Annotated in this window: 18 protein-coding genes and 6 pseudogenes; 11 read left to right on the top strand and 13 right to left on the bottom strand. The window is 59.9% G+C overall.

Features of this window, described 5'->3' with window-relative positions; translation table 11 throughout:
- Window positions 1–5: 5 nt before the first annotated feature.
- The 5 genes and pseudogenes from glmS to pgaA form a co-directional block, all read right to left on the bottom strand.
- A pseudogene (gene glmS, locus OKW45_RS21145) lies at window positions 6–1,842 on the bottom strand (glutamine--fructose-6-phosphate transaminase (isomerizing)).
- A gap of 52 nt (window positions 1,843–1,894) precedes the next feature.
- Window positions 1,895–2,344: a hypothetical protein gene (locus OKW45_RS21140; protein ID WP_429470865.1), complete on the bottom strand. Its 450-nt coding sequence runs from the start codon at window positions 2,342–2,344 to the stop codon at window positions 1,895–1,897.
- A gap of 23 nt (window positions 2,345–2,367) precedes the next feature.
- On the bottom strand, window positions 2,368–3,687 hold the full coding sequence (pgaC, locus tag OKW45_RS21135) for a poly-beta-1,6-N-acetyl-D-glucosamine synthase (RefSeq protein ID WP_429470863.1): 1,320 nt from the start codon (window positions 3,685–3,687) through the stop codon (window positions 2,368–2,370).
- A gap of 57 nt (window positions 3,688–3,744) precedes the next feature.
- Window positions 3,745–5,787 (bottom strand): poly-beta-1,6-N-acetyl-D-glucosamine N-deacetylase PgaB, encoded by a 2,043-nt coding sequence (gene pgaB, locus OKW45_RS21130; protein WP_429470861.1) that lies wholly within the window; start codon window positions 5,785–5,787, stop codon window positions 3,745–3,747.
- A 6-nt stretch (window positions 5,788–5,793) separates the two neighbouring features.
- Window positions 5,794–7,854 carry a poly-beta-1,6 N-acetyl-D-glucosamine export porin PgaA gene (gene pgaA / locus OKW45_RS21125; protein WP_429470859.1) on the bottom strand — a complete coding sequence of 687 codons (2,061 nt, stop codon included), beginning with the start codon at window positions 7,852–7,854 and terminating at the stop codon, window positions 5,794–5,796.
- Window positions 7,855–8,993: 1,139 nt separating this feature from the next.
- Between pgaA and OKW45_RS21120 the strand changes: the two are divergent.
- Window positions 8,994–9,188: pseudogene (locus tag OKW45_RS21120) on the top strand (nitronate monooxygenase); the annotation flags it as partial.
- Window positions 9,189–9,580: 392 nt separating this feature from the next.
- On the opposite strand, the gene OKW45_RS21115 reads toward OKW45_RS21120, so the two are convergent.
- The 3 genes and pseudogenes from OKW45_RS21115 to tnpC all read right to left on the bottom strand — a co-directional run.
- Complete coding sequence (locus OKW45_RS21115) at window positions 9,581–9,826, bottom strand: plasmid pRiA4b ORF-3 family protein (protein WP_429470857.1); 246 nt, start codon at window positions 9,824–9,826, stop codon at window positions 9,581–9,583.
- Window positions 9,798–10,181, bottom strand: coding sequence for a plasmid pRiA4b ORF-3 family protein (locus tag OKW45_RS21110; protein ID WP_429470855.1), 384 nt, complete (start codon window positions 10,179–10,181; stop codon window positions 9,798–9,800). Before OKW45_RS21110 ends, OKW45_RS21115 begins: the two co-directional genes overlap by 29 nt.
- A pseudogene (tnpC, locus tag OKW45_RS21105) lies at window positions 10,178–11,179 on the bottom strand (IS66 family transposase); the annotation flags it as partial. The gene OKW45_RS21110 and the pseudogene tnpC, both read right to left, overlap by 4 nt.
- 113 nt (window positions 11,180–11,292) lie before the next feature.
- Here tnpC and OKW45_RS21100 point away from each other — a divergent pair.
- The 7 genes from OKW45_RS21100 (at window position 11,293) to OKW45_RS21070 (ending at window position 19,199) form a co-directional block, all read left to right on the top strand.
- Window positions 11,293–11,430 (top strand): hypothetical protein, encoded by a 138-nt coding sequence (locus tag OKW45_RS21100; protein ID WP_429473409.1) that lies wholly within the window; start codon window positions 11,293–11,295, stop codon window positions 11,428–11,430.
- A gap of 1,571 nt (window positions 11,431–13,001) precedes the next feature.
- Window positions 13,002–14,186: a hypothetical protein gene (locus tag OKW45_RS21095; protein ID WP_429470853.1), complete on the top strand. Its 1,185-nt coding sequence runs from the start codon at window positions 13,002–13,004 to the stop codon at window positions 14,184–14,186.
- An 83-nt stretch (window positions 14,187–14,269) separates the two neighbouring features.
- On the top strand, window positions 14,270–15,289 hold the full coding sequence (locus tag OKW45_RS21090; RefSeq protein ID WP_429470851.1) for a hypothetical protein: 1,020 nt from the start codon (window positions 14,270–14,272) through the stop codon (window positions 15,287–15,289).
- A gap of 38 nt (window positions 15,290–15,327) precedes the next feature.
- Window positions 15,328–16,011, top strand: coding sequence for a hypothetical protein (locus tag OKW45_RS21085; RefSeq protein WP_429470849.1), 684 nt, complete (start codon window positions 15,328–15,330; stop codon window positions 16,009–16,011).
- A gap of 49 nt (window positions 16,012–16,060) precedes the next feature.
- On the top strand, window positions 16,061–17,740 hold the full coding sequence (locus tag OKW45_RS21080; protein ID WP_429470847.1) for a CsgG/HfaB family protein: 1,680 nt from the start codon (window positions 16,061–16,063) through the stop codon (window positions 17,738–17,740).
- A gap of 119 nt (window positions 17,741–17,859) precedes the next feature.
- On the top strand, window positions 17,860–18,882 hold the full coding sequence (locus tag OKW45_RS21075) for an IS30 family transposase (protein WP_429409801.1): 1,023 nt from the start codon (window positions 17,860–17,862) through the stop codon (window positions 18,880–18,882).
- A 32-nt stretch (window positions 18,883–18,914) separates the two neighbouring features.
- Window positions 18,915–19,199, top strand: a complete 285-nt coding sequence (locus tag OKW45_RS21070) for a hypothetical protein (RefSeq protein ID WP_429470845.1) — start codon at window positions 18,915–18,917, stop codon at window positions 19,197–19,199.
- Window positions 19,200–19,719: 520 nt separating this feature from the next.
- On the opposite strand, the gene OKW45_RS21065 is transcribed toward OKW45_RS21070, so the two are convergent.
- A complete protein-coding gene (locus tag OKW45_RS21065; protein WP_429470843.1) occupies window positions 19,720–20,349 on the bottom strand; it encodes a hypothetical protein in 630 nt (209 codons plus the stop codon).
- A gap of 93 nt (window positions 20,350–20,442) precedes the next feature.
- Between OKW45_RS21065 and OKW45_RS21060 the strand changes: the two genes are divergently transcribed.
- Entirely contained in the window at window positions 20,443–20,790 is a 348-nt protein-coding gene (locus tag OKW45_RS21060) for a winged helix DNA-binding protein (protein ID WP_429470842.1), read from the top strand.
- Window positions 20,791–20,832: 42 nt separating this feature from the next.
- On the opposite strand, the gene OKW45_RS21055 is transcribed toward OKW45_RS21060, so the two are convergent.
- On the bottom strand, window positions 20,833–21,861 hold the full coding sequence (locus tag OKW45_RS21055; protein WP_503129159.1) for a porin: 1,029 nt from the start codon (window positions 21,859–21,861) through the stop codon (window positions 20,833–20,835).
- Window positions 21,862–22,377: 516 nt separating this feature from the next.
- Between OKW45_RS21055 and OKW45_RS21050 the strand changes: the two are divergent.
- Window positions 22,378–22,773 (top strand): annotated as a pseudogene (locus tag OKW45_RS21050) (site-specific integrase); the annotation flags it as partial.
- 90 nt (window positions 22,774–22,863) lie between these two features.
- Here the strand turns inward: OKW45_RS21050 and OKW45_RS21045 are convergent.
- A pseudogene (locus tag OKW45_RS21045) lies at window positions 22,864–23,355 on the bottom strand (transposase); the annotation flags it as partial.
- 34 nt (window positions 23,356–23,389) lie between these two features.
- On the opposite strand from OKW45_RS21045, the pseudogene OKW45_RS21040 reads away from it, so the two are divergent.
- A pseudogene (locus tag OKW45_RS21040) lies at window positions 23,390–23,641 on the top strand (integrase core domain-containing protein); the annotation flags it as partial.
- Between the two features lie 770 nt (window positions 23,642–24,411).
- On the opposite strand, the gene OKW45_RS21035 reads toward OKW45_RS21040, so the two are convergent.
- A complete protein-coding gene (locus OKW45_RS21035; protein ID WP_429473334.1) occupies window positions 24,412–25,020 on the bottom strand; it encodes an FAD-binding protein in 609 nt (202 codons plus the stop codon).
- Between the two features lie 53 nt (window positions 25,021–25,073).
- Window positions 25,074–25,403: a hypothetical protein gene (locus OKW45_RS21030; protein WP_429473408.1), complete on the bottom strand. Its 330-nt coding sequence runs from the start codon at window positions 25,401–25,403 to the stop codon at window positions 25,074–25,076.
- Between the last annotated feature and the right edge of the window lie 230 nt (window positions 25,404–25,633).

The raw sequence follows: 25,633 nt of genomic DNA, 5'->3' as shown, positions 1-25,633 counted from the left end.
TCCGGTTACTCCACGGTGACGGATTTCGCGAGGTTGCGCGGCTTGTCGACATCGGTGCCCCGCGCGCACGCAGTGTGATACGCGAGCAACTGCAACGGCACGACATGCAGGATCGGCGACAACGGCCCATAGTGCTCGGGCAGCCGGATCACGCGCACGCCTTCGCCGCTTGCGACCTGCGCATCGGCATCCGCAAGCACGAACAGCTGTCCGCCACGCGCGCGCACTTCCTGCATGTTCGACCTCAACTTTTCGAGCAGCGCATCGTTCGGCGCAATCGTGATGACCGGCATTTCGTTCGTGACGAGCGCGAGCGGCCCATGCTTCAGCTCGCCCGCTGGATACGCCTCGGCATGCACGTAGGAGACTTCCTTCAGCTTCAGTGCACCTTCCAGTGCGATCGGAAAGTGCACGCCGCGCCCCAGAAAGAGCGCATGATCCTTGCGCGCCAGCGCCTGCGCCCATGCAACGATCTGCGGCTCCAGCGCGAGCACGCTGTTCAGCGCGGCCGGAAGATGATGCAGTTGCCGCAACGCGTGCGCTTCCTGGTCGGCGCGCACGTGTCCGCGTTCCTTGCCGAGCGTGAGCGCAAGCAGGAACAGCGCGACCAGTTGCGTCGTGAAGGCTTTCGTCGACGCGACGCCGATCTCCGGTCCCGCACCGGTCAGGTACCGCAATTCCGTGAGCCGCATCATCGAGCTGTACGGCACGTTGCAGATTGCGAGCGTATGGTGATGGCCGATCTGTTGCGCGTGCTTCAGCGCGGCGAGCGTATCAGCCGTCTCGCCCGATTGCGATACGACGACGACCATCGCGCACGGATTCACCACGCTCTCGCGATAGCGATACTCGCTCGCGATTTCCACCTGCGTAGGAATCCCGGCGATCGATTCGAACCAGTATTTCGCCGTCAGCGCCGAATAGTAGCTCGTGCCGCACGCCAGCAGCAGCAGCGAATCGATCTCGCCGAAAGCGCGTTCCGCCTTCGCGCCGAACAGCGCGGGCGCGATCGCGCGCACGCGCTCGGTCGCATCGGCGACCACCTGCGGCTGCTCGAAGATTTCCTTCTGCATGTAGTGGCGATACGGGCCGAGTTCCGCCGCGTAGTGGCTCGCGTGCTGCGTCTGCACTTCACGCCGCACGCTCGCGCCGTCGCGATCGACGATATGCACGCCATCGCACGACAGCACTGCGACGTCCCCCCCCCTCTTCGAGGAACATGAAATGCTCCGCGGTGCCTGACAGCGCCATTGCATCCGACGCCAGATAGGTGCCGCTGCTCTCGCCGACGCCGATCACGAGCGGCGAACCGGCACGCGCGCCGATGACGCGGTCCGGCTCGTTCTTCGCGAACACCGCGATCGCATACGCGCCGCGCAGACGCTGCAACGAGCCTTGCACGGCCGTCAGCAGATCACGCGATTCGTCCTGTTCGCGCGTGTAGTGAATCAGATGCGCGATCACTTCCGTGTCGGTATCCGATTCGAACGCGTAGCCGAGCCCCTTCAGTTCCTCACGCAGTGCTTCATGATTTTCGATGATGCCGTTGTGAACCAGCGCGATCTCGCCGCGCGAAAAGATCGGGTGCGCGTTGTCGGTGACGGGCGCGCCGTGCGTCGCCCAGCGCGTATGCGCGATGCCTACCGTACCTGACAGCCGTGCTTCCTCAATCTGCGCCGCGAGATTCGCGACGCGCTCGACGCTGCGCACGCGGCGCGGCGCCCCGTGCTGCAATACCGCAACACCGCACGAGTCGTAGCCGCGATATTCGAGGCGGCGCAATCCCTCGGTCAGAACCGCGACAACGTCGCGTTGCGCCACTGCTCCTACTATTCCGCACATGGTGGTCTCCGTGGTGCGTTCCGTAATGGTTGTGAGCCTCTGCGCGACGCCCTCAGGCAGCCTGACGCTCGAACTCGGGCATCGACACGACGTGCGAGATCATGCCGTCGTCGTCGTGATAGGCAACAAGGCAGCGGCCCGGGTTGCCGACGGCGATTTCGCGCGTGGCATGATGGGGCACGTCGGCGCTGACGGGCATGCGGCGCGCGCGGTTGGGGTTCATCGCATCCATCTGGCGGCCGAAGGTCCATAGGATCATCGCCGTCGCGACGGCCGCGATGCCGGCGATGCCGGGCATGAACGCGTCAAGCGACAACTCTTCGTCGCTTGCATTCGCGAGGCACCAGCGGATATAGGCGGCTGCCAGCACCCACATGCACAGCACGAGTGCCGGCCGTACGATGCGATACCACGCGACCGAGCGCATCGCCCGGCCCTTGCTGGATTCTCTTGTGAACTGAGCGACGGACTGCTTCGAGACATCGATGATCGGGAAGTTCATGGTGTGTGCCCTTGTCAGGAAGGTTAACTTGATTGTGTAAGTTCGAGCGAGGCATCGTGCTGCGGCTGCGCAGCCAACCCTGTGGATGAGTCGACCATGACGGCGCCACTCGCGCGGATGCCGCGATCGGGACTGACCCAGCGCGCGCGCTTGCGGCGCCGCTGGCTGACGACGCCGGGCAATGCGATGACCGACGCAATCATGCTGATGGCCCAGAACGCGACCGGATACCAGACGGTGTCGATGAAATAGCGCAACAGGTTGGTGTCGTAGCGCCGGTCGATCAGACAGCCGAGCAGGATCTGCGCGCAGCCTGTGGCGAACAGCAGCACACCTGTGCCACGCGGGACGAAGGCGAAGCGCCATGTTTCGGGCAGCGTAAATATCGCCGTGACCGCCATCATCACAAGTGTGAACAGCATGCAATACGCCCACACGATGCTGACTGCGTATTCCAGAAAGATCGGCCACATCATCATGTTGCGACGGGACAGCACCTCGCCCGCATACTTGAACAGCACCTGGATACCGCCCTTGGCCCACCGCAGACGTTGCCTGTAGAGGCCGCGGAGCGTCTCGGGCATCAGGATCCAGCTCAGCGCGCGCGATTCGAAATGAACGTGCCAGCCCTGCACCTGGAGCTTCCAGCTGATGTCGATGTCCTCTGTCAGCATGTCGGAACTCCAGTAGCCGACTTCCTGCAAAGCGCGCTTGCGGAACATCGACACCACGCCCGATACCGTCAGCAAACGCCCGTACAAATGCTGTGTGCGTTTGATGAGGCCGACGATTGACGAGAATTCGCCCACCTGCATGCGTCCCAGCAGCGACGAGCGCGTGCGGATGCGCGGGTTGCCCGTCACGGCGCCCACCGACGCGTCATCAATAAAGTGGCGCAGCATCCAGCCGATCGCTTCCTTGTCGAGCAGTGAGTCGCCGTCAATGCACATCAGATACTCGGCGTCGCTCAGCATCGCTGCCGTCGTGAGGCCAATTGCCTTGCCCTCGTTCTGATGCTGATGCACGACCACCAGCTTCGGATAGACGTTGACCAGCTCGTTCAGGATCGCGCCCGTTTCGTCACGACTGCCGTCGTTGATTGCGATGATGGTGTAGTTGGGATAGTTCAGCTGATCCAGACACGCAATCACCTCGCGCACGTTGTCCGCCTCGTTGTAGCAGGGCACCACGACCGACACTTTCGGATAAGACGGCAGCGGTCCGGCCGTCTTCTGGCTCGCGTGCTTCCGTTCGATCAGCAGATAGTGCAGCAGTCCCCCCACCATCCACAGATACGCCATCAGCAGCGGATAGTAAAAGACGAAGTTCGATATGACGCTCATCACATTTTTCATTGTTGTCCCCTAGCATGGGCTGTGCGTGGCGGGTTCACCCGACACTCAGCCCAACATTCCCTGGTTGGATCGCAGCGTGCCTTGCACCGACATCACGTCGCGCAACACGGTCGTGTCCGGCCGGTTCGCGATGAAGTCGTCGGGCCCGTAGCCCAGGTGCACGACGCCCGCCGCATTGAGCCGCTTCATCTGCGCGCGCAGCACGTCCGCTTCGACAGGGCGTTGCGACTCACGGTTGACGGCCGGCAACTCGAACACTGTCTTCGCCAGTGCGCCCGGCTGCTTCCCCACTGCCTTTGTCAGTCCGTCGAGCCATGCATCGTCCGGCCGTTCACCGGCGGCTCCGGGCGCCGCGACCAGTGCGATGAAGTCGTAATTCACGAGCGACGACGCGAGGCTCTGCGAGAAGTTGCGCTCCGCGTTCGCATCGAGTACGGCTTCGGCGGGCAGGGTGCGCGCGGTCAGCACGTTGCCGCCGCCCTGATAGGCGCGCACCCGCTCGGCGAGCTGGTTCGTGAACGCGTTCAGATACGCGGTCTTGGCGGCGACCCAGCGCTGCATCAGTTCGTCCGATGCGTGGATCTGCGCGATGTCGGCCGGCAGGCCCCACGACCGGTAGACGGCGAGCGCCGCAGCGCCCGTGTCTTCGTAGGCGTTGAGCGTCGCATCCGGGCCGAACACCACGCCGTTGAAGCTCGCATAGCGCGTGAGGTCGTCGTAGAGGTCCTGGATCACGGCGCGCGCGACGGGATCGAATGGGCTTAGGCGCGGCATGCGCGCGTCGCGCGCGGCCTCCGGGCTGCCGGCCGCCACTTCGACCAGACGGCCCGAAGCCGGATGCAGCGGCGGCAATTCGAACGCCAGCAGCGGCATGCGGGCGTAGACCTGCACGCCGGCGCGCGTGATCAGTTGCCACGCAGTGCGGTTGAACAGATCGGCGCGCATCGGCAGGTGACGGTTCGGGAAGTACATTGCGCGCGCAGCACCCGTGTTGTCCGGGTCCGAATACGCCTGCAGATACACCGATTTCGGTTCGAGATCCTTGATGCGGTCGAGCAGCCGGCCGAGCTTCTCTTCACTCTTCTGCGGGTCCGGGTCGTACATCTCGTCGAGCGATACGTTGACGACGCGCTCCACCGGGTTGTGCTCGCCGCGATACGCTTGTGACGAACGCATCTGCGCGATCAGCGTGCCGACGTCCCAGTCGTACGACACGAGCAGGCGCCGGATCTGCGTAAGCGGCACGTCGGGCGTGTTCGGCCCGTCGTCGAGGGTGAAGTGCACGGCCATGCCGAGCGCCTGCGATGCCTTGATCAGCGCAGCGTTGTACATGCCATACGGCCATACCGCGGAGCGCACGGTGACGCCCGTGTTCTGCTGGATCAGATCGACGCTGCGCTGCAGGTCGCCCTGCACGCGTGCGTGATATTCGTCGTCGGTTTCGTAGCGTTTCAGATCGGTGAGATACAGATGCGCGCTGGCGGCGGGCAGCTCGTTGCCTTGCGGATTCGCAAGCGCGCCGTGGTGCATGTCGTGCGTGTGCGACGCGATTTCGACGAGACCGGATTGCGCCATTTCGCGCAGATCGTCCCAGCTCATGAAGTAGTCGGGCGGCATCACGGACTTGTGGCTGATCCGCACCGCCTGACCGGCCGGCGTATCGGTCCAGCGCGTCACGACGCCGAGCAGCGCCGGATAGCCGTATTGCTGCAACAGCGGGAACGCGCGGGTGTACTGGCTTTTATAGGCATCGTCGAAGGTGAGCAGCACGGCGCGCGGCGGCAGGCGCGGCCCGCCGTTGCGTGACGCGACGATCTGATCGACGCTGACCGGGTGAAAGTCTTTCGCCTTCAGCCACGCGAAGATCGTGCTGAGCGTCGCGGTACTGATCGCGCAGGTGTCGGCGACCGTCGACACGTCCGCGTGAAGGTCGTCGCGCACGTCGTGGATGGCGAGCACGCGGAACGTGAGGCCGTCGTCGGCGTCCGGCGGCGGCAAACGGTCGAGCGCAAGACGTGCCTGCGCGGCGGGAACCGCGGCGAGGCCGGCGGCGAAAGTCAGAAAACGTCTGCGGGTGAGCTTGTCCATGATGGCCTACAGAGGAATGTTCAGGTTCAGGTAGATGAGCTTGCTGGTCTCGCGAACGCGGTCCATGCGCTGGCTCGCTACACCGATGCCGTAGGCGAGCGATGCGTGCGCGCTGAACTGCCACTGCTGTTCGAGGCGAACCTCCCACAGCATGCTGGTGCTGATGTCGGTCTGCCGGTAGCCACCGACCGTTGCATAGGCGCGGTTCGCGAGCGACTGGTCCGCGTTGCGCCACGAGGTCCACTGGTACATCGCAGTGAGCTGCGCGGTCAGGTCACGATGCGGACTGAAGTACGCGGCGTTCGTGAGCGTGTTGCTGCTCGTATTCAGCTCGACCCAGGTCGCGACGAGGTGGCTGGGCGTGTTGATCAGGCGCTCGTACCACGTCGCCACCCACGACTGATTGAGGTTCGAGTCGCTGTAGCGCGCGGCACCGTAAGCGAGTTCGAAGTAGCGGTAATCGTCCACGTCGTAGCGGATCTCGCCCGTCGCCGCGCGGCCCGTTACGCCCGCCTGATAGGCCTTCCACGGCAGCGTGTTGACGTTGCTGTCGACGCCCGCCGAGAATTTCCAGTGATCGTCGGGCGCGAAGCGCAGACTGCCGGCGCCGCCCGTTTTCGCCTGCGGTCCTGTCGAGCGGTCCACTTCGGCGGCTGCATCGATGCCATGAAACCGGAAGTCGCCGCCGATGCCGTTGCGAATGCGGCTCACGCTGTTGCCGTCGCCGGTGTTTGCGCGTCCGCTGAACTGATGCGCGAAGACGCGCCAGTAGTTCGCGATCGGCATCGAATAGAGTTGCGTATCGACGCCCCAGTCGTTGTCCGCGATGACCGAGTTGCCCTTCTGTCCGTTCGCCGCGACGATCAGTTGCGGGCTCTTGTATGCCTCGAAGTCGCGTTGAAACGTCTTCACCGTGTTGTTGTCCGGGAAGCGGTCGCCGAACGTCGCGTTGACGTCCGCGGCGCGGTCGTACTGATTCAGTTGCAACGCGGTCCTGCCCAGGCCCGCAAGCGTTTCCACGTCGCCGGGGTGATCGACGAGCGTGCCCGCGTAGACCTGCTCCGCCTGATGCGGGCGCTGCTGCACAAGCGTTGCATCCGCTCGTGCGCTGATCAACGCGGGATCGAACGGCGCTTCGTGACGCAGTTTGTCGAGCGCCGCAACGCCTTCGCGCGTGCGGTCCGTGTAGAGCAGGTACTGCGCCTGCAGCTTCTTCACACGGCCATAGTCTTCGCTGACGTCTTCCGGATGCTCGGCGAGATCCGCGCGAATCGGCGTGCTCGCCGTGATCGACTTCAGTAGTTGCTGCGCATTCTCGAAACGGCCCGAGTCGAGGTAGGCAAAGAAGAGACCTTCCTGCACGTCGATGCGCTTGAGCGCGTGCGGTTCGAGCGACGGCGTGAGTGGATCGACAGGCGTCTGCAACGCACGCTCATAAGCCGGCGCGGCCTTGCGCGGCTCGTCGAGATAGGTGTAGGCGTCACCCGCAGCGGCGTAGGTATGCGCAGGCATCGGTTGCGGCGAGCGCGCGAGATCTTCGTACAGCGCCGTCGCTTCCTTCATGCGCCCGACGCCTTGCAGTACCGCGACACGTTCGGCGAGCACCGCACGGCGCAGATCCCCGTAGTCTTCGCCGGCCGGCATGCGACCGAGCATGTCGTCGATGTGGTGAAGCGCGGCCCGGGTTTGCGCAAGCCGATCGGGCTCGTCCGTGGCGAGCGATTGCTGACGTCCCCAACGCACTTCCGTTTCAACGACGAGCGCTTCGATCTGCAGCAGATCATGTTCGGAGAATGCATCCGCACTGGCACGCGCCTCCTGCAACGCAAGTTGCGGAGCGCCCGCGCTGGCTTCTTCAAAAACGCGTTTGCGAAGCTGATCGCGTTCGGACACGACCTTCCCTTGTGCAACCGTGGTTTTCGCGATGGTCCCTTCTGCGACGTTCCCCGGTGCCTCCGACGCAGCGCCCGGCTGCGCCGCGCAATAGTCACGCATCAACAGCATCAGCAGCAGGGCTGTCGCCTTGACTGCCGCGTGCTTGCGTCGGCTAGAGCTTTTCGTTTTCATGGTTCCTCGTTTGTCGATACCGACGTTCAGACAAATCGAGGCCATGCGTCATGCAAATGACGCATGGAGAACATTCAGAGAGCCTCGGAGGTCTGGCGTGCGGCGTGGAAGTTCAGGGTCTTATTCAGCATCCGGTCACTGCTTCGCAACGACCAGGTCCACTTGCGCGGCGAGGCATATAGCGAAGTTCGTACCAGGCGGCACCCGATCCTGCTCCGGCAACGATTCGGCTGCTGAAAGACTTTTGCGGCGCAACGACCCGCCGCTATATTCGTTTCATCGGTGAACGGTTCGAAAAACGTGAAATCATCGTCAGGGACGCGAATAGCCAGTTGGCACGAAGGGCTCGCTCGACGCAGACCCATGCGCAGCAATGGCCTGCTTGTGCAATTGAAATGGAGGTCCGGAGTGTTTCAAAGGTGATACAGCGCGCCAGCCATGCATCGATGATGGTGCGTAAGGCGAAAACACCGCATCGCGTCGACGCCCTTTTGACGGGTGGAAAAAACCGGATGAAATCGATCCTGAACGGGAATAAGCCAGTACATCTCGATGCACGCGTGCAGAAAAACACTTCTGGAACGTTTGCCGCAAGATGTGTCGCAACGCCTGCACCGCCCTCTTCGCGGCGACGCGTTCACATGTGGGCTAACGCACAGAGCAAGCATGTGCGCGTTATGTATTGTCTCGCTGCACAAGAAAGAAGATAACAAAATCGGGCGCTCTAACGGGAGTGGCAGAGATCGCCGTAAGACATACATCAGTTATGCTAAATAATACGATGACGGGGAAAACGATGCGCCAGGCGTGAATATCGAACCGCCGATAGATGCGGTGATTCATTGAGACGACTTCACATGGAACGCGAACTGAAAATGAGTTTGGAGCGGGACAGGCGAAGAAGTTGCGCGACTCGCCTTTTCTCGCATCGCTGCTGACCAAAGGGGTAGTGTCGCGACAAGAATGGCAGGACGAGCTAAATCCCGACATGATCAGGATTCCTTATATCACCAGCGAATAGAAGTGGTCGGCGGCAATCCGCTGGATGCCAGCGTCTTTCACCTGTCCATTCTGATCATATGCGTCACTTCGATGCCTGACAGGATGACGCGTGCGGCGACCGATCGGCCGGTGGACTCCTTGCCGCTCATGCACTCGGCGCGTCGGGCATTCACTGCGGCACCGTGTTCCTGCCGACTCATGAATCGTTTGCCCACAACTACGACAAGCAACGCATTATGGAGGCGCAGGCCATCGATACTGTCCACACGGACGTCTATGCGATCAACTGGCCGCCGGGCGTGCCCGTGCGGGTGCTGGCCAACGCTCGTTGAACCAGCAAGCCGCCGACCTGGGTGCTGTGTGACGAAGTGATCGCCGCCAGCGCAAATGGCATCCGGTTTTGTTCCTGCACCTCGGCGCGTGTCAAGCTACTTATCGCCTCAGTCATGCAGCCAAAGGCTGTCTAGGTGTGACGTGCGAGGCCATCGTGACGACTGACTCGCGCTCCGGATTGAGGGTGACGGCGCCGATTGGCGTCCAGTCTCGCGTGCAGCCTGACCGGGCTGTCGCTGAATACGGCCGCTTACCAGTCGCAAATTCTCGGCGCCGGCTTTAAATCAATTCAGCGTGGACAAGTTGAAGCGTTGAAGCGGCGCAGACCTTCAATCTAACGCGCAAGCAGACGCTGTAATTCGTAAGCGACATTTGGCGGCCGTCTTGACGATCAGAATTTGATCTCGACGAGGCGTTCGTTGACGTCCTGGAGGTCAAAGGCAGCAGGATCGAAGCTACCGCCACACCAGTCGAGCAACCGTTGGTGTTCCTCATGAGCGGGATCGATGATCGTGTCGAGGAACTCGATGTAGCCGGGTACGCCGCCAACGTCTTCCGGCGGACAGGCATTGCGGCCGCCCAGGCAGATGGGCGAGCGCAACTCGGGATCAGGCGGCAGGACCTTCTCGACCTTCACACGGATGCTGCCAGTTGTCACCGTAATCGTAGATGTAGGTGAATGACTTCAGCGCACCGAGCGCGCGGCCCAGGTTCACCCGCGCCTCGTTGAGCATCGGCGGGTCACTCGGGAAGTCCGGATCGGGCACCCCGTAGTTGGTGTCGCCGAACACGAATTCGTGCAGGTGGCCGCCATCCCAGCCCATCGCCCACAGCAGCACGACGTGCAGCTTCGGCAGCTTGATTGAGGCGGGGGCCAGTACCCGTCTCCAGACCGCTGGCTTCAGATACTTCAGCTCGATGTGCAACTGGTAGACCGGCACCTGTGAATTGACCGCGCGTAACGCGGGTTTGCGAGTCGATGCCATCGTCATGCGGCCTGCTGGAATGGCTGCTCCACCGGCATCAAATGCCACGGCAGCAACGCGTCGATCCGGTTGATGGGATGCTCGGCAATGCGCTCGAACACCGTGCGCAGATATGCATACGGTTCGATGCCATTCAGGCGTGCCGTTCCGATCAAACTGTAGATGACCGCCGCACTCTGTCCACCGCCATCAGAACCCGCGAACAGATAGTTGCGCCTGCCGAGAACCAGCGGCCTGATCGATCGCTCCGCGGTGTTGTTATCTATCTCGATGCGCCCGTCTTCACAGTAGCGCACCAGAGCAGGCCAGTTTCCCAGCGCATACCGGATCGCCTTGCCAAGGCCCGACTTCGCCGAGACCTGCGCGAGCGTATGTTCCAGCCAGTCCTTCAGTGTGTCTGCGAGCGGCAATGCCCGCGCCATGCGCACGGACTGCCGGACCTCCGGCTTGCGGCCGCGCACCTCGCGCTCGATGGCATACAGGGCCGCGATACGGCTGAGTGCCTCCTGTGACACCGGCGAACGCTCCAGTTCGTACAGGTCGTAGAACTTGCGCCGCACATGCGCCCAGCATGCTGCCTCGATGATCGTGCCATCGCGGTACAGCGCATCATAGCCACTAAAGGCATCTGCCTGCAGGATGCCCGACCAGCCCTGCAGATGCGTACGAGGTCGCTCTCCCTTACGGTCGGGCGAGTACTGGTACCAGACTGCCGGGGGTGCCCGGCTGCCCGCCGGCTGGTCATCGCGCACATACGTCCACAAGCGTGCCGTACGTGTCTTGCCGCCTCCGGGTTCCAGCACCGAGACGGGCGTGTCATCCGTATGGATTTTCTCCGCCTCACGCACATACCGGCCAACGGCATCCGCCAGCGGCTGCAGCAGTGCGGCGCACTCGCGAACCCACGAGGCCAGCGTGGCACGATCGAGTTCAATGCCGGCACGGCGATAGATTCCTGCCTGCCGGTATAACGGCATATGGTCAGCGTACTTGGCGACCATCAGCAAACGCTCGCAATTACCGATGAGCACCAATGACGTCGCGCCGCCCGCTTCTCTCCAGCAGCCTGCGACTTCCTTCACCGAGGTCATCACGGAAGCCGCGCCGTTCTGCTCCCGTGACCAGCCTCGACGATCTGATCGGTATTAAACCGATCGCAGAGGCGCTGATCAAGACGCTCGCCGGTAAGGCACGTACCGGACGGCTGGACGAAATGAAAGCGCTGGAGCTACTGCAGCAGATAGTTTTGCTCTGACCCAAACCAACCATTCACCTGAGTTCCGCGGCGGCCGGGCTGCCGGCGGAACGGAGTGCGATCTCCGCAGCCGTCACGGCCGGGGTCGTTGAGAAGCGAACCGTGCCTCGTCTCATAGCGGATTTGATGGCTTTCGCCGGATGAACCCGAAACGTATCACTTACAGTCAACTCGCCGGCGGCGTTTCTTCGTTTGCCGTAGACCGCACGAAATGTGTCACAGTTTCGCCAAGAAACGTGTCAATCGCGGCGCTTACTCTGTCGAGCGAGAGAATGTCTTGAAATTTTAAGCAGTTACCGCGTGCGAACGAATTGTGTCACCGCACATGTCGGCAAAGCGGCGATCATGGGCTGCTGTACCCGGGTCCAGGTACGAGAACCAATCAAATCACGAACCCAGTCGCCCAACGTCAAGACCATCGTTCCGGCCAACGCCTACGCATAGCCGAGTGAACGCACTGCGATGTTGCAACTACATCGGCCGAGCATTGCCTGACCGCCACCTTGACCGAGCGACCACTCGCGACAGTACGCACAGTTAGATGGAGTTGCACATAGCACCGCCTCGCGTCTGCGCCCCGCTTCACGGCCGCAGCTCGGACCGAAAAAACTTGCGCGGCCCCCTAAAGTTCATCCGAGTGTGGCCGCTAACCTATCTGTAGCCGTCACCTCGCGCGACAGCACTTGCCAACGCGAAATTATATAGTTATAGTTTTTATAACGCTGAACCTGAGAGAACTGCAGCAACAGAAACGCGCCGTCACGGTTGATGGAATAGTCAAAGAATCTCGACCGGTCGGCTGCGTTTCACCCTCGTGGCTGGCGTGCTATCCAACGTTCCAAGACGCGCTGCAAGGCGGGGAGACCAATTTTCGAGCACTGCCTCATAGCGCGAAGCTTTCGGTACTAAAGCGCATAGCCACGGGAGCGGACTCACCAACCGTTACTGCGCCCATACTTAACGAAGTTCGCGTCGCTTACGTCGAACTGGCTACGACTCGTATGGGGGAGGCAATAGAAGGCTACCTGTCAGCTGGCACAAACAGCGAAAACTTACAGGACATTAGTCCGACAGTACTGGAAGTTCTCGCCGCGGAATTTCTGCCAATGTGCGCGCCCTTGGTAGCGAGGCAACCTTGCTTGCTCAGCCCCGGCAATGCGATCTTCCTCATCGGCTGGGCGCGATTCTTCGCGTATTGGTCGCGCAACGATAAAACGATACCTCTACTCGCAGTCGATTGGCCCGTTTTGTACGAACGCCTATCGCATCAAAATTCACGACGAACTCTGTCTTTTTCCTGCTCCGCCCCTAAAGTTCCATCGAAAGTCACCGTTACCTAGCTTGGATCAATTGGGTTTTGCTTCGCCCGACTTGTCATATTTTTTATAGCAGTCCGGCCCGCGTGCCGTTCCCAACCCGTCCGACAAGGCAATGTCGGGCCAACCGACATCTGATCGACACGTCACAGCATGACGACTCTGAACATTGCAGTTTCTATTGAAGACCGGTCACACACTACTCACTCCCTTCGAAACCGTATCCACAACAGATTCGTATTGAGCGCACGGCTCATGACTGGCGCAGCTCTTCGCCAGTTGCTCTACCGCGCCGGAGTCGGTGCGCTGGTTTTGGCATCGCACATCGCAATCGCGGCTCCAGATAACAATATATATTTCGCGGGCGTTGCTTATACAAGTATCGCATCGAATATCGCGGAGGTCTATCCGCATCTTTCAGTGGAACTCGCTGGTGATGGCGCGGCAACCCTGAACAAACGAATCAAAAGCCTTGTTCAAAGCCAAGCACTACCCGAGTCGATAGTCTTCGACGCCCTCGGTTCGATCAAGGACGCATCCAAAGCCACTGCTATGGCTTTGGCTCTCGACGGCGAGACATCCTCGATCGAGCGCGTCGGCAATGTCTACAAACTCCGTACGGAGATCTCTGCCGAAGCACTGTTCTTCAATTTCAAGGAAAAGCAGGTGTTAGGCGGCTTCCCGTTCACCATCGATTACATCGACGTCAGTGCCACCCCGCCCAGTGATGGCGACATACAAAAAGCGTTTCATGACATGGTCGTCGGCGCGGCCGGGAGGCATGACATCGCCGACGAGTTCGTCAACGTCCTTACACGCTCGCGTGCACCCGATGCAGCAAACAAGCATCTGCGCGTAACGTTATCGACACTTGGACCTAAGGCAGTCGAATACATTCACCAAGTCTCTCCAAAGCTGGATCAGGCGGCTTTTACCCAAGAGGTCGCACGGGAATTCGGCAAGTATCTCGGCGCCAATCAGCAGCTTTCGATTCTCCCTTATAGCAGCAATCAGGCAATTGGCTCGTCAATGGCCGCCCGGTTCGTCGAGGGCGAATCCTTCAATCTGAAGGTCCCGGACGCCGACTATGAGATTCATCTTAATGTGGCCGGCTTCAAGAAATTCGAGCAGTCGCGCTCCAACGTCGATGCGCTGCTTTTATACGGCGCTTTCGTCGATGTCGATGTGCTCGAGCCGCTCTCGCAAAAAATCTATTTCTCGCAGCGGATCAAGCAGGGAGCGTCCAGAACGATTCCTGTGACGCAAGCATCCGTGGACGACTGGGCTGCTTCGAGAGACACGTTACTTAGCCTTTTTGACAACTTCACCAAGGCCATGTCCGACTCCGGAAGTGCCTGGCTGAAGTCAGGACTGTCGGACAACAGGCAGGCTCACGACCAATTTTCATCTCTAGAGGAACTAGTCAAGTCATGTCGATGAAACCGTGGGTCAGCAGCGCGCTTGCGATTGGATTGTGCTTCAGCGCGTTCTCCGCATTTGCCCAAACCATTTCGGAAAAGGGTATGGCGAGCGTCACCTATACGGGGTGGTCGCTAAGCGCGTCCGACCGGCAGGAAGCCGTCAAGAAGGCCGAAGTGAATGCTCTAGAGCGCTACATCGCCGATGCGGACGCAGCAAAGTCACGCATTTTCGATGCGAAGAAAGACAGCATCGTTGCGCACATCGAAGACTATATTTTGGGAAGCACCACGCTAAACGAGCAGCAGGACAAGGACGCTAAAACGTACAGCGTCGTGATACGCGCCGACGTCAACAGCAACAAGCTCATGAACGACCTCGGAACGGGTTCGGCATCGGCGACGGAGGTGTCTGCGAACGGGCACGGCAGCATGACGTTCCTGTTCCTCGCCAGAAGCCAGAGCACCGTGCAAAGCTTCGACGACCGTGTGACGAAGCGGGCCGATGTGGACAGCAACTTCTCCCAACGCACCAGCGAGGGCGAGTCCATTCACGCCAGCAACATCGGCACGTCCGACAGCAAGAGCGTTCACGCGAGCGTCGTCATGACGACGGGTGGAAGCGTTCTGCGTCAGGCCGACAAGGTGAACTGGAGCGTTAGTAACGCGAGCGAAGTCGATACCGCCATGACGGGCGTCTTTTCGGACGCTGGTTACGACGTGATCGAGGCCAATCAGGTTGAAGGCGCGAGCGGGGGCCTCGTGAACATCGCGAAGATCAGAACCGCCTATAGCCACGGAAATGATCTTCCGTCGAATGTGATGTACGACACCACACAAGGTGCTCAGCGCGCCGGCGTCAATTACCTGGCGCTTGGCACGCTGGATGTGGGCATGCCCGACCGCGATCCGGTTAGCGGCAATATGCGGGTGTTTGTGGTCGTCACGGGCAAGGTGCTGAACGTCCAGGGCCGTTTTGCACGCACGCTGACTTCCATTGGCCCGGTTCAATATGCGGGGCTCGGGCCCGACCCGTCAGTTGCACAGGTCAACGCGCTCAAGGAGGCTGCGAATCAGACTGCGCGTCAGATGATCGATCAATTGAGCAACAAAGGCATTCACTAACCATCCGTTTCAATCATAGACAAACAAAGGAAACATTCATGAAACCGGTCAAGACTCTCATCGTATACAGCGTTGTGGCAGCGCTCTTCGCAACGACCTCGGCAAGTGCCTTCAATCTTTCTTCCGCTCTTGGCGGTTCGTCGTCCAGCGGTTCGTCATCCAATGGCGCAACCGACAACATGGCGACGCAGGATGCGCTCGTGAAGTCGTTCGTGGCATCCGAGATCGAGGTACTGACGGCCCAGTCGCTGCTTGAACAGGCTTACGGCCTGAAGGACGAGGCCAAGCTTTGCGAAGACCAGGCAAAGAGCCTGCAAAGCACCAGCGTCGATTCGGACACGTTGAAAAAGACCGTCGATGTGTCGAACAAGGCGATGGATGTGATCACGGAACAGCAGAGCAAGCAGTCGTCGCTTTCGGACGAAGAGAAGCAATACTATATTCAGAGCCTTCCCCACTTTGCGAAGGGAATCATCGGAACGCATGACGTCGTGAGCAAGGCAGCCACCTTCACCTCGGGTCTCAAGAACACGGGCACGAATATCGGCAGCCTGTTGTCCGTGGGTACGTCGAAGCTGGCGGCCGGGATGTTTATCGCCAAGTCGACGCCGTCATATTCGAAGAACCTTTTTGATGTCTTCCGCAAGACGGTGACCATTGGCGAGAACAATGGCGTGAACGCCCCCGCCGACGTGACTTCCGCCCTCGGCGGCCTCGATTAAACGAGATGCCCCCGGCTCCGGGCCGGGGGATACTTACTCAAGCGTACCCATGACATCTCCTTCGATCAAAGTCACCTGCGGCGTTATCGTGGCCGCCATTTTGCTGGCGGCCTGCCAGAAAAAAACGACCGACAACGAAGCGGTATCCGCGCCTGCCGCTTCGACCGTGCAGCAGGCAGCGGCTGCCCCGGCGTCCGCGCCGCTCAGAGCAAAGCCGGATTTCGGGGGCGTGACAACGCAGCACGTCGAAGTCACGGCCACCGGTCCGACTCAGGAAGCGGCAGTCAACAACGCAATTCGCCTCGCCATTGAGCAAACAAACGGCAAGCGCATCGATTCTGCTTCGGTGCAAGTCAATACCGGTTCTTCCGGAAAAGGGACAGAAGTCTCCTCCCCTGCCTATGCAGAACTGGTGGCATCCGCCACTTCCGGCGCAGTGTCGCATTTCCAGATTCTCTCGCAACGGCAGATTAGTGCGCCGACCAGCACGGACGAGGAAAACCTGAAGGCATCGCAGGGCGAAAGCTGGAACAAAGGCAATGTGGATGCATCCGCTTCATCGAATGCATCGATGTCCCGGCGTGTCGGCCTTTCAGGCAACGACGACTCCACCAGCGTAGATGCAAGTGCGTCCGGCCATGCATCGGCAAGCGAGTCCGAGAAACTGAAGGGCTCGTGGGACCAGCACCAGGGAGCGCAACAGGTCGACTACAACAAAAAGCACGTCGATTACGTCACCAAATGGGAAGTCCGCATCGGCGCTGATGTCGCTACATATCGGCAGTCCGACGGCGCCAAGCTGACGATAGTGGTTGTCGCGCAGCCTCAAGTCCAGGAGCCATCGTACCAGGTGGGCGACAGTTCCATTTCGTCCGACGCCATCGCGGCTGAAGTGCAGTCGAAGATTTCTGAAGCCTTGACGCAAACGCACCGCTTCACGGTGCTGGATCGCAATGCGGATGCCGCGATCAGCGAGGAAATCAGGCGGATTCAAGCGGGCAATACCACGCCGGCCGATACGGCCCGGCTTGGCCAGCAATTGACGGCGGACCTGATCGTTATTCCGACCATCAATCGCTTCGAGTACGCGCGCCACCAGCACAAGCTCGAAATGGCGGACCGCACGCTGGTCAGTTATTCGGGTGGAGGTGAGGTTGCGTTTCGCGTCGTCAACGCGATCACCGGGCAAATGGTGATGTCGCAGTCCTTCAAGTACGAGTTTCCGTCTACCGCGCCAACGACGCTAGGCGTGTCGGTCGAAGGCAGGAAGCTCGCTTCAGGCATGATGGATTCGATGGATCACAGCATTGTCGCGTCCATTCTCCAGAGCACTTACCCGTTGTCGGTCGTTCAGGCGCAGGGAAAGAATGTCGTCATCAATCAGGGCGGTGATGCATTGCAGGAAGGCGCGACCTATCAGGCCGTCACGCTGGGTAAGCCAATTACCGACCCACAGTCAGGACAATCGTTGGGGCCGACGGAAACGCCTTGTTGCAGAGTCCGCATCGATCGCGTGAGCGTCAATTTATCCTACGGCCACATCGTCGAAGACGGTGTTCAGATTCCAGCTCCGTTTACTCCCGGCAGCATGGAACTGCGCGGCCAGGTGGCTGCAACAACACCGAAGGAGGCCAATTTGGCGGCAAGCACTCGGGTTGCATTGCATGTCGGCAAAAAGCATGCTTCGGAAAGCGGCAATACGCCTTCGAGCAATGATTCGAATTGGTGATCTGCGGACAGTGTCAAAGTGCCATCATGACACCGAGGCGGAAGATACGCTTGAATGTCCCATCAGCCTGGGCGGCCTCAAATCTGAAGTGCAACACCTATCTCGTATAAGGTGTTGCGATGCACGAAAGAACTCAGTACCAGCAACTTCAACCTGAAGAGCGTCTGACCATTGCAAGCCTGCATCTGCAGGGTTCGAGTATCCGGGCCATGGCCCGGATACTCGGGCGCTCGCCGGCCACCGTTAGCCGGGAACTGACGCGAAACAGCTCTCCCGCTGGCTACGCGTCCGTGTCGGCTGAAGCACTCAGTGCCGCACGCCGCAGCGCGGGTCGCCATCCCACAAAGCTTTGCCTGCAAAGCGTCTGCTGGCGTATCGTTCTCACCCTGCTCGAGTGGAAATGGTCACCCCAGCAGATATCGGGCACACTCAAGCGTATGTATCCGACCGACCCGACCCAACAGGTTTCGCACGAAACCATCTACACGGCCATCTATGCCCAGCCGCGCGGCGAACTGCGCCGTCAGCTCATTGCGTGCTTGCGCCATGGCCACAGCACGCGCATGCCGCGTACACGGGGCACAGACCGGCGCGGACAGATTCCTGACATGGTCAGTATTCATGTGCGGCCGCCCGAAATCGAAGACCGACTGCTGCCTGGGCACTGGGAAGGCGACTTCATCAAGGGTGCCGGCAACCAGTCCTCGGTAGGCGTGCTGGTCGAACGGACCAGCCGGCTGGTGCTGCTTGCCAAGATGGAAGACGCCACCGCCGCTTCAGCGCTGGCGGGCTTCTCCGCCAAACTCAATTCGATTGTCGCGCCATTACGGCAGAGCTTCACCTACGACCAGGGCAAAGAAATGTCGCGCCATAAAGAGCTCACCGCCGCAACCGGCGTGAAGGTGTACTTCTGCGACCCCCACAGTCCCTGGCAACGCGGCACTTGCGAAAACACCAACGGGCTACTGCGCCAGTATCTGCCCAAAAGCGCAGACCTTTCGGTCTACAGTCAGGACGAACTTGACGCTATCGCCGACAGTCTGAACAGCCGACCTCGCGCGACTCATGCCTTCCATTCGCCATTCGAGGTCTTCGCCGCGACCCTTGCCTCGGCAAGTCAACCTCAAGGCTCTAAACATTAAACCCGCTGTTGCGCTTCACTCTTGAAACCGCCATGGTAAACAACACGAACGAAATGATCAGCTTCGCTCTCAAGAAAATTGTCCTTCCGTCGATGCTCACCGCGCCGGCTATCGGCGCGTCTAGCGCGGCGTTCGTCGCGCAAGCGGAGGATCGAAATGATTTCCCAACGGAATCCAACAAATGCACGGATGCGTGGGAGAAGGCTTTTCACAAGGCCAATGGCGCTGACGCCCCAATCGCCTACGATCAGGTATGGGAGTTTGTCGATAATTGCCGCGCAGGAAAATATCCCTCCAAGGCAAAGAAAAAGAAATAATTCCTGACCGCGTATTTTCCAATCGGATGCCGACAAACACGGCATCCGACTATTACCATTATTCACCCCATCGGCCACTACGTCCGTTGAACTAGATAGTGTTGGCCAGATTCGCGATCAACGCGCTAACCCAAGCGATTGTTATAAGTATTGTCTAGCGTCCATCGGATATTAAACGGGCCATCGGTCATGCGAGAGCGGCCCCCTTGTGTCGGCAACAAAGACAGAATGTCCTTGACGAAAACAACAAGATCAGCGCACCGGATAGATCACCGACAAACGTCATCCAAAAACGCTCGGCAAAGTTGTGAGCATCCCCGGTCAACGCGAACCAGATGTGGTGCAGCAGCGGATTCGCAATGAATATTGCGACGGCCAACATGAAAGACGCTTCGGCGTGAGATTCGCTCTTTCAGGCCGTCGCGCCAAGTGCAAGACAATAGACCGCGCAAGACTCCACTGCACTAATGATCGCGCCGATAATGGCGCGAACGAGATCGTGAAGGGAATAGTAGGCGGGTTACTTGACGTGGCGTGCTGACTGGTCGTTAAATGCCCTGTTTAAGGCCAGCTGAATGTTGAACATGCCATTCGACATACGGGAAGTGCTTCGCTGTTTCGGCAACATGGCCAAAATGCCCTTCATCGAGTACAGCATCATTAGCGCACCGGTCAGGTCGCCCACGAACATCATGACGAAACTTTCGCCAATGTTCTGCGTATTGCCTTGCAGCGCGAACCAGATGTGATGCAGCAGCGGATTCGCAACCGAGTACGCAACGGCCAGTACGAGCAGTCGCTTCGGCGTGAGATTTGTCAGCGACGCCTTCAGATCGTAGCGTTCCAGCGCAAGCCTATAAACCAGATAGGGCGCTAGCGAACCCAGAATAGCTCCCGCAATTGAGCGAACCGGGTCGTGTGGAAACCAATAGAAAAAGTCCATCAGCAGACCGCCAACCAGCAGGCCAACGAACCCATCAAACCCAACCAGCAACGTGCTCAACAGCCGAACGCCAGAAGGAAGAAATATCCAGTTGATGCCGCGTACAAACGAAGTGTCTGTGAAAACCACCTGATTGATCCACAGCGACACCATAAACGCGATCACTGTGGCCGTGATCGACCAGAAATGCAAACGTAAGCTAGACATTGCGGTAAAGTACCTTCCATGGTTACTATCGACCGAATCATAACGCGCGTGTATGTCGTTCCGCGAGCGCCTATCTTCAACGGTGCGTAAGCAATGACACGTCCTGCTGATATCTATCTCCGATTCCTGCAACTGAGCGAGGCATTGCGCGGTTTGCCCACACTGCCCGGGCTCGATCCGCTCGAAGAGCGGATACTTGAGTTTGTAGCTCGCGCAACACCGGCCAAGAACCGGCTGTCAGTACGGGACATGATGGCGCAAAGCGAGCTTGGCTCGCCCGCCACGCTTCACGCCCGCATTACATCAATGCGCGAAAAGGGCTGGATCATGTTGAGCGACACCGAAGACGCACGCCGCAAGCAGATCGAGCTTACACCTGCGGCACTGCGTCACTTCGACAAGCTCGGTGAAGCTTTCGCCAAAGTTGCAAAGAGCGCATGAGCCCTCTCCGATGTCGGTGCGACCGACAATCCAGGCGTACGGTCAGAAGAAATTTCGCAGGCCAATTGCGACACCCGTCTGGTTGCTGCGACCCGGCAACTCCACCGCTGCCGCTCCGCTGACCTTGTTGAAATCGACCGTGGCGTACACCTCGGTCCGTTTCGACAGTGAATATTCGGCCAGCGCGACTACCGTATAGCGGCTACCGCTGCCAGTCGTATTCACGCCCGTCGTCGCATTGCGCATGTGGTCATAGTAGAACGCGCCCGACAACGAGAGTGGGCCGTTGGCTTTCCACGACACACCTGCATACGGACCATCATCAATGCGGTCCGTGTTCTTCAACTGGTTGATGTCCGGAATCGGCTGCTCGGCAAGCAGCGTATCGACAAGGCCGGTATTGTCGTGGGAGCGCATGTAACCGGCATAAACCTTGGTCTGTCCAAGCGCGTAGGCGAAGTTTCCGTGAAAGAGCGTTTGCTTGTCGTTCGCGTTGTCGCTCACCTGCTGCATTCCAGCACCCACGCTAAGCGGACCCTTTGAATAGGATGCAAGGAGCGCGTACGTCGCTGCGCCAAGATGACCGGGGATCTCGCCTGAGAAGCCACTTGCGCCCGTCGCTTCATAGTTGCTGCCGAACGAGTAAAACGCACCGACGTACATGTTGCCGAACTGGCCCGTGTATTTGATCGCGTTGTCGGCGGCCAAGCCTGCGCCGAGCGCATAAGGCAACCATGAATTTTCCGGATAGTTGGCGTATGTCAGCGGATCGTAGCTGCTGATGAGCTTGTCGAACAGCGGCGTGTTTTGGCGGCCGAATGTCAACGTCCAGTACTGGCTTGCAAGACCCACACAGGCCTGACTATTGAACAGCCGCCCGCTATCACCCATGCTGCCGTTCTGAGGGTTGAAGTTGTTCTCAATGTCGAAGACCGTCTTCATGCCATTGCCAAGGTCTTCCGTGCCACTCAGCCCGAAGTGACTGTTGATGACCGCACCATTGGCCATGAACAATCTGCCGTCGTTTTGGGAATCGTCATTCGTCAGATAGCGAATGCTGATATCAGTCATGCCGCCCAACGTCACCGAACTCTGAGCCGAAACGTGCTGACAGGACAGCGAAAGCGCAGCACAGACAACGGGACAACAAATTCCGGTACTTCTCAAACCAATTCCCCGATACTCGTTTTGGCGTAGTGCGCAAGAAATAGCAATTCTTGCGGCTTTCGGGGAGCACGCTACCACAGTAACGTTACAATTTTGACCGATCGTCTGTGTATTCGATTGTTTATGCGAGTTGCAGAGCGGGGATTTTGGCTACTTCAGCTTTCCCGAACCAAATGATGAAGATGCCAGGATTTGCTGGACTGCGTTGCACTCTGACTTTTTTGCCCGTCCTGTGCGTTCGGCCAACCCCGAACATCAAGACAATTACCCACGCTATTCGCACTTGCTGCCGCTTCAGGCAGCTGCTCGATCGCGGGGAGGCGGTCCATACGGTGCAGCGGGCGATCCAGGTCGGCAAGATCCCCTCGAACTGACCAGAGGCTATGACTCGCTCCCGGCCGTGTCCTCAGCAAGTGGGCTGCTCTCGTGAAGGTGCGCGAGGCTTCCGGGGCGAATGTACTGGATGTGTCGCACGAGTTCAGAGAGGGCGAATGGGCGCTGGTGTGCACAATCGCTGACGCACTCGAATGGTCGTATGGCTGGTCTTCACCGGCGGCGCGGCGGCTGCGGTTTCTGCTCGACTTTGGTTACGCAACAGGACTGCGTGCGAGCGAACTGGTTGGCGCGACGCTCGGTCACGTCGAGATCAATGCGCGGGGTGAGTACTGGCTTCGCGTGACCGGCAAAGGCAGGTAGCTGGCACGTGTTGCGCTACCTCCGCTTGCGTGGGATGCCCTCGCCCGTTATCTGGGTGAGCGTGAGTTGCCGGTCGTGCCCGGGCGCTGGCGACCGGGCACGCCGGTAATCGGCAGCCTCGGGGTCCAACCCACCCGGCCCGGACGGAATCAGTCACGCCTGCTACGGCGCCAGGGGTGAACGCACAAGCGGCCACGGTCAACGAGCTTACTCGTTGCCCTGCCAGGCTCGTTTGAGCCATCCAGCGATCTGCTGGGGCGACCACTGCAACTGGAGCTTGTCGGCCACGATATGGGCCAGCATCCGATGTTCGACCAGTCTGCAGACTTTGGGGCGCAGCGACCGATCCCTTGCCAGCCGGTCGGCGTGGCTGGCCCGATAGCCGCCCTATCCACTGTTGCGCTTGATCTCGCGACAGACCGTGGACGGTGACCGCGACAGCCGCCGGGCGATTGACTGAATCGAATCGCCCGCGACTAGGCCTCGCCAAATCTCCTCGCGTTCGGCAAGTGTCAGCGCCAGCCTGGATCGCTGGCGGGGTGCAGGCTGGATTCCTCCAGTTTGCGCCAGAATTCCCTGTACCGACGAGTGATTGCGGTCAAATAGCCGGGCGATGTGCTGCAACGACTCGCCCTTACGCCAGCGTTCCCACATCAATGCCTTCTGGCTTTCGCTGTAATAGATCCGGCGCCTCTGTTTCATTTGCAACACTCCCGCCGCTCATGCGACGTTCATTGTGTTGCGACGACCGGTTGAATCCGCCCAATACACGTCCATTGCCTTCGGGCGGCGCTGCCGCGAAGCAGGCGTACAGCCGTCGATGGGCACGGCCGGCGATGCCTATGACAACGCGATGTGCGAGTCGTTCTTCGGCACACTCGAAGCCGAACTGCTCTGTCGCGAACACTTCGCGACCCACGAACGGGCACGGCGGCATCTGTTCTCGTTTCTGGAATTGGGTAGCCCCGTGCCCTTGCGGACACGGAGCCCCCCGAAGAACCGTACGTGCGAGTTTCCCCGCATACGCCTCGAGCACCGCGTTAAGCGTCGCACTGACGCCGGCCTTGCCGGAACCGCGCAGGGCCTTCGCAAACCCTCGCGTCGTCGGTCTACCTGATAACTCAGGGGAAGGGCGCTGAACCAGCTTGCGCCGGCCACTCTCAAGCTGCCTTTCCGAGACCTCAGATGCGCGTCTGCGACAGCTGCACCACACGGAAGTCAGCACCCTTTCAGGTCGGGGCAAATTTCGAACCGCTGTCCGGGCGGTTACAGCCCGGCATTCGCTTTTTCCCCGTTCTCTTACCCCCTCCCCCAACAGCTTGCCTCACGGCTCACCTGCCACGGGCCCGACTTCAGGCCGATGGCGGGGAATCGGGCTTACCACGTTCCCGTTCCTGCCGACCCAGATGCAATTTGAACTTCTCCTCGCAGCGGGCCTGTCCGTTTAGCGCCCGTCTTTTCCCCGGCAGCGTTGCGACGACGTGTTCCTACAATCCAAAGGAGCATCCAGCTGCGTGCCTTTTTGGCTCGGGCCTATAAGTCGCTTCGGCCCGTTGTTGTTTACGAGGTTTATCAACGGTTCACATCTGTTGCGCATGCGGAACTTGCCAGGCCTCCACGCCGCATTGCGGCTTGCAGCGTCGTCACTCACCGCCGCCAGTGTTGACGTCTTTCGACGAGACGTTGTCCCTGGAGCTTCGCACCCGACCGTTAACAGTCACGCACGTCCAGGTAGGCAACTGCCGGTCGTACGGCAGGTCACGGCACGGCAAGCCGCGCGTGACAAGACAGAAACAGACTTTGCCATCCACTACATTGCCGATTTACGTCCGGCGGACGGCGACACGTGTCGCACGAGCTGGTACAACATACGCCGCCTGCACAGCAGCATCGGCTACTGTTCGCCGCTCGAGTTCGAAAACCTGCATGCGCAAGGTCAAAGCTTATCGACGCGCGGGTTGTCCACCGCCAGGCAGCGTCGTGGTCGTGACAGGCGACCCGCCGCCCGGCCGTGGACAACCCGCGATCCAACCTTATTCGCAGGTGCCACACCGCATTAAACTCAACTGCAAATCTATCCGTCGAACCGCCCGCCTTGGTAGTGACCGCATCGTAGACGTGCGCCCAGAGCGCGCCGGCACCGGCCGTGACCGCCCTCACCGGTGCCGCATGTCCCTCGCATCCTGTGCCGACAAACGCGTCCTGCACGGTGATGTTGTTCATTTTTCGCGTCCAGACCAGCAGAGAGTCCGGCGCATTCGATGTGCCTTGATAGCTGTGGCCGCCGCCCTTCACCACGAGGCGGAGATTGTTCCGACGTGCGAAGTTAACGGCGACGACGACGTCATCCGTGTTGCGGGCAGCCACCGCGTAGACGCTGGGTGTCGATGTCCACGCGTCAACCCAGCCGAGGGTTTGCGTTAGACCCACCTCGTCGCCGAGAAAATAGGGGTTATTGAGCTCCCTGAATAGTTGCCTGCAGTCGTCACGGGCGCGTTCAGGCAAGCCACCAGGGGCGATTGCACTTTCACCAGTGCATTGCCGACCTGCTGGCTGAGTTCGTTCCAATGCGCCTCGGACGGCCAGCCTGGATCGCCCGGACGCACGCGAGTGAACGCTCCGGATACCGCCGCTTGCGCCGAAGCGAGCATCTGTTTCGGGGCACCATGCAAAAATGTGATTCCGACCGCAGATTGCAAAATACGTCGTCTTTTCGAGGACGTGGTTTTGTTTGAAGGTTTCATCGGCATGCGTGAAATCTCAATATGGTTGCAACCCGGATGACTGAGAAACCGGCGGAACTCTTCGAATAATGGGGTGACCGGAAGACGTGCATCAAGCGTTCGAAGTCCGCCAACCGTGCACCGCAAATCGTTAGCCCCCAGCCCACCGCCGGACAGATTTTCAACGACTTAGCCTTCGGGGTCGATTGGCCGAAACCTGTCCCACGACGACGCGCTGAGCTCGACCCGCAAGAGGT

Source organism: Paraburkholderia lebeckiae, assembly GCF_050436225.1.
Lineage (GTDB): Bacteria > Pseudomonadota > Gammaproteobacteria > Burkholderiales > Burkholderiaceae > Paraburkholderia > Paraburkholderia tuberum.
The sequence above is the reverse complement of the archived record's forward strand: the minus strand, read 5'-3'. Positions and strand labels throughout refer to the sequence as shown.

Coding starts and splice junctions, on each gene's coding strand:
- OKW45_RS21140 (WP_429470865.1), bottom strand. CDS start 2,344: ATGAACTTCCCGATCATCGATGTCTCGAAGCAGTCCGTCGCTCAGTTC.
- OKW45_RS21030 (WP_429473408.1), bottom strand. CDS start 25,403: ATGCCGATGAAACCTTCAAACAAAACCACGTCCTCGAAAAGACGACGT.
- OKW45_RS21095 (WP_429470853.1), top strand. CDS start 13,002: ATGACTGGCGCAGCTCTTCGCCAGTTGCTCTACCGCGCCGGAGTCGGT.
- OKW45_RS21065 (WP_429470843.1), bottom strand. CDS start 20,349: ATGTCTAGCTTACGTTTGCATTTCTGGTCGATCACGGCCACAGTGATC.
- OKW45_RS21075 (WP_429409801.1), top strand. CDS start 17,860: ATGCACGAAAGAACTCAGTACCAGCAACTTCAACCTGAAGAGCGTCTG.
- pgaA (WP_429470859.1), bottom strand. CDS start 7,854: ATGAAAACGAAAAGCTCTAGCCGACGCAAGCACGCGGCAGTCAAGGCG.
- pgaB (WP_429470861.1), bottom strand. CDS start 5,787: ATGGACAAGCTCACCCGCAGACGTTTTCTGACTTTCGCCGCCGGCCTC.
- OKW45_RS21070 (WP_429470845.1), top strand. CDS start 18,915: ATGGTAAACAACACGAACGAAATGATCAGCTTCGCTCTCAAGAAAATT.
- OKW45_RS21090 (WP_429470851.1), top strand. CDS start 14,270: ATGGCGAGCGTCACCTATACGGGGTGGTCGCTAAGCGCGTCCGACCGG.
- OKW45_RS21085 (WP_429470849.1), top strand. CDS start 15,328: ATGAAACCGGTCAAGACTCTCATCGTATACAGCGTTGTGGCAGCGCTC.
- OKW45_RS21110 (WP_429470855.1), bottom strand. CDS start 10,181: ATGACGATGGCATCGACTCGCAAACCCGCGTTACGCGCGGTCAATTCA.
- pgaC (WP_429470863.1), bottom strand. CDS start 3,687: ATGAGCGTCATATCGAACTTCGTCTTTTACTATCCGCTGCTGATGGCG.
- OKW45_RS21055 (WP_503129159.1), bottom strand. CDS start 21,861: ATGACTGATATCAGCATTCGCTATCTGACGAATGACGATTCCCAAAAC.
- OKW45_RS21060 (WP_429470842.1), top strand. CDS start 20,443: ATGACACGTCCTGCTGATATCTATCTCCGATTCCTGCAACTGAGCGAG.
- OKW45_RS21080 (WP_429470847.1), top strand. CDS start 16,061: ATGACATCTCCTTCGATCAAAGTCACCTGCGGCGTTATCGTGGCCGCC.